5 protein-coding genes are annotated in these 3,723 nt (G+C 40.8%); 2 read left to right on the forward strand and 3 right to left on the reverse strand.

What is annotated here, in order from left to right; genetic code table 11:
- Positions 1-15: 15 nt before the first annotated feature.
- Together V7659_RS19455 and V7659_RS19460 are read right to left on the reverse strand one after the other, a co-directional pair.
- Positions 16-1,314, reverse strand: a complete 1,299-nt coding sequence (locus V7659_RS19455; RefSeq protein WP_335541526.1) for an MFS transporter — start codon at positions 1,312-1,314, stop codon at positions 16-18.
- 137 nt (positions 1,315-1,451) lie between these two features.
- Positions 1,452-1,832 carry a hypothetical protein gene (locus V7659_RS19460; protein ID WP_335541528.1) on the reverse strand — a complete coding sequence of 127 codons (381 nt, stop codon included), beginning with the start codon at positions 1,830-1,832 and terminating at the stop codon, positions 1,452-1,454.
- A gap of 120 nt (positions 1,833-1,952) precedes the next feature.
- Between V7659_RS19460 and V7659_RS19465 the strand changes: the two genes are divergently transcribed.
- The gene (locus V7659_RS19465; protein WP_335541529.1) at positions 1,953-2,210 is read left to right on the forward strand and encodes a DUF1292 domain-containing protein; all 258 of its coding nucleotides are present in this window, start codon (positions 1,953-1,955) and stop codon (positions 2,208-2,210) included.
- Between the two features lie 55 nt (positions 2,211-2,265).
- On the opposite strand, the gene V7659_RS19470 is transcribed toward V7659_RS19465, so the two are convergent.
- Positions 2,266-2,502, reverse strand: coding sequence for a hypothetical protein (locus V7659_RS19470; protein WP_035446489.1), 237 nt, complete (start codon positions 2,500-2,502; stop codon positions 2,266-2,268).
- 157 nt (positions 2,503-2,659) lie between these two features.
- On the opposite strand from V7659_RS19470, the gene V7659_RS19475 reads away from it, so the two are divergent.
- Complete coding sequence (locus tag V7659_RS19475) at positions 2,660-3,457, forward strand: MBL fold metallo-hydrolase (protein ID WP_335541532.1); 798 nt, start codon at positions 2,660-2,662, stop codon at positions 3,455-3,457.
- Positions 3,458-3,723: the final 266 nt, after the last annotated feature.

Consider the following 3,723-nt stretch of genomic DNA (forward strand, 5'->3'; position numbering starts at 1 on the left):
TCCTATTTCTTCTCTTCAGTTTATTTCCTTTATTTTTTGATTACTACGAGACCAGATAACCACTGGAATAAGGATAAGGGAAAGAATTCCTCCCGCGAATGAAAGACCTGCGTAACTTGATTGTGCGACCACCATCCCGGATAGGGCTCCCCCAGAAGCCCCTGCTAAAGCGATTAAGACATCTACCGTACCTTGAGTTTTGGCACGAGTTGAGGGATGAGTGGAATCGACGATCAGTGCGGTGCCACTTATTAAACCAAAATTCCAGCCAAGTCCAAGTAAAGAAAGTGCGACGATAAGGAGAAGCATGGAATCTGAAGGTGCGCTGGCAGCGAGTATTCCCGCCGCAAGTAGTGTAGCACCAGAAGCGATGGCCATTGTGGTCCGTCCGATTTTATCCACGAGTATTCCCGTGACGAGAGAAGGAAGATACATTGCGCCAATATGGAAGCCGATGACCATGCCAACCTCTCTCAGACCATGTCCATGATGTTTCATGTAGACAGGTGTCATCGTCATAATCGAGGTCATGACAATTTGAGTTAATACCATGATGGTAGCTCCGACAATAATTCCTCGTTTATTCATTGCCAGATTACTAGATTGTTTCTCAATAGGATCACTCTTGTCGATGACCTGCCGATCTGCAAGGGCGTTGGCAACAATTAGAGGATCTGGGCGCAGAAATGCTAGTAGGACTAAACCTGCAAGAAGGAAGGCTGCCGCCCCTAGAATGAAGGGACCAGCAAGAGCAGGGACACCAACAGAGACAGCAAATCGGCCCATGACATCCACCAAGTTTGGTCCTGCCACAGCCCCAAAGGTCGTTGAAACCATGGCGATACTGACAGCTGTCGCTCGCTGAGTAGGTTTGGCTAAGTCTACCCCTGCATAGCGTGCTTGTAAGTTTGAAGCAGATCCGGCACCGTAGACAAGGAGTGATGCAAAAAGAAGAAAGATATTACTAGTGATGGCCGAAACAATGACTCCAACCGCACCGATTCCGCCAGTCAAAAAACCTCCCGCAAGACCGATTCGGCGGCCAAAGCGTTGGGAGACGCGACCGATCAGTAGCGCTGCTCCTGCAGAGCCAAACGTTAACAATGCTGCCGGAATCCCTGCATAACTGTCCGTCCCTAACATTTCTTGGGCAAGGAGTGCACCAACAGTAATACCAGCAGCCAGACCAGCACCACCGAAAATTTGTGACATGACGACAATGAGCAATGTTCGGCGATATAACTTTAGCTGCTTTTCTGGTGAATCGACGTACCTCTGCACCCAAGCTTTTGAATTTTTTGGATTATGTGACACACCTAAACCTCTTTCTTTTTGAAGGTTGATATTTGTTTTTTATTTTAACAAGAAAGATAAGCAGTTTATATAGGAAAAGTGTCGAAAAATTCAAAACTTGTTCGCACTTATAGGCATATAATTTCAGTTCTCATAATCTATTTCTGTTTATACTCAGCGTCATATGAATTTTCACCAGCATGAACTGAAAGCAGGGTGTCAGCATAACCAACGAGCCGATTGACCAGTTCATCTGCAATCGCGTAGACAAGCGGGTGAGCATCAGGTTTATGTAGCGCAGGATCGTCAATAATCACTGTAGTATTAATAAAAATTTCTCGATTTCCGTAAAGATTATAATGAATCATGGCTTTTCCAGCTGCCCCGCCTGATCGTGGATCTTGGTAGCCGGGCAAGAAAAGATACCACTCTTCAGCAGTTGCAGAACGGAAATTTTTTGTAAAAGTTATGCCATGGATTACTCGTTCAATTTCTTGTTGTATTTCGGATGAAACCGCTTCAATAATTTTGTCTGTCATAATGGTCTCCTCACTCAAGGCTAGTATTATATTTTGCCCAATTTCCTCCTGATAGTTAAAACTATAAATTTCCATCTAGCACATTCTTCGTTAAGGGAACAATAATTGTTGAGGTGAGATATGATGAAACGTGATGAACCACGTGATTTTATAACGATTGAAGATAACCAAGGAAACCTTAAAGATTATGCTGTTGAAGCATTGTTTGATATGGAGGGTGAATCCTATGCGTTATTAAAGGCTGAGGATGAAACCATCGTTATGAAAATAGAAGGAGAGGAAGGGAATCAAGATTTAGTGGGTATTAATGATCCTTCCGAAAGTGAAGCGATATTGGATGCATATCAAATCGCCGTGGAACATGCTCCGGCAGAATAAAACAAGCAGCGAAAGGTACCTCCAGAAAACCGAGGGCCTTTCGCTTTTTTTTTATTCAATAGTAATTAAAGCCAAGATAGATGATATAAATGATGATAGCTGTCATTGCGATAATCCAGACAAGAAAAACTGGATTCAATAAATAAGGATGTCTTTGTGTACCTTCATTAATTGGAGTATCAAATTCCCCCGATTTAGTACTTACCATTCTTCCAGTACCCAACGTAACAACTAAACCGACGATTAAGACTAACAAGACAATTCCGGCCAAAATCAGATGCCAATTATTCATGAGAACCCCACCTTTTTTATCATATAATTTGAGAAAATGTGGAGNNTTCATTCGTAGATGTAAATTCCTTCAAGAAAATATGATTGATTATTCATTCATTTTTCGATACAGTTGTAATAACAATTTGGAAAATTCAAAAAAAGGGGGATTGTCGATTATGGTAAACGTGTTTACGAATGAGGACGTTCTATGCATAGAGGGGAATGTTCAAAGCGCGGGCATCAAATTAGGAACGGTTTATTCTTTTTTGGTTGATGGCATGCTAATTGATACAGGGACCCAATGCCTTGAAACAGAACTGATCCCAATTTATGAGCAGCATGATTTTGATTTGGTGTCATTAACGCATAGCCATGAAGACCATTCGGGTTTAGCGCCATGGATTCAAAAGCATAAACAGGTTCCAATCTATGTTCATCCAAACGGTATTTCAATTTGCAATCAGCATTGTCCCTATCCAAAGTATCGACAACTTACCTGGGGGGTGCGGACGGCCTTTGATGCCTTGCCACTTGGGGAGAAAATTCAATCACGCAATCAAGAATGGAAAGTCATCTATACACCAGGGCATGCCGAGGATCATGTCTCATTTTTTCATGAAGAATCCGGCCGGTTATTTTCAGGAGATTTGTTCGTTACAACAAGAACGAAGGTCATTATGGATAGCGAATCCATCCCTGTGATCATCAATTCTATTCGCACACTGCTCAGTCTTAATTTTCAATCGCTGTTTTGTTGTCATAGTGGTTATATTGAGGATGGAAAAAGCAGGATGATACAAAAATTAGATTACCTTGAGAATTTATCTGGCGAAGTAGAAAATTTATACAAAGAAGGCCGCTCCATTGATGAAATTACGCAAATGCTTTTTCCAAAAAAGTATCCTATCATTGCTTTTTCTGAAGGACAATGGAATTCGCGGCATATCATCTCTTCTATTATCGCCAACAATTAAGTAAAAAAGCTGAAAAAGGGTACATTCCCTTTTTCAGCTTTTCTTAATGTAAATTTGTTAATTCCGATGAATGAACCAATTGTATATTATGTATACTATCCACTTCCTTAATTTCGCAGAATCCTGAAGTGTACTTATAAAGGATTAAATATTTCTTGCCATTGTAAAGAACATACTCCATATTATCTCCATCCTTTGACAATCTTTATATTATTTTATATAAGCCATACATAGTAATCTATGAAGATAATTTGAAGTTTATGTAA

This window comes from Neobacillus drentensis (assembly GCF_036966985.1).
GTDB lineage: Bacteria > Bacillota > Bacilli > Bacillales > Cytobacillaceae > Neobacillus > Neobacillus drentensis_E.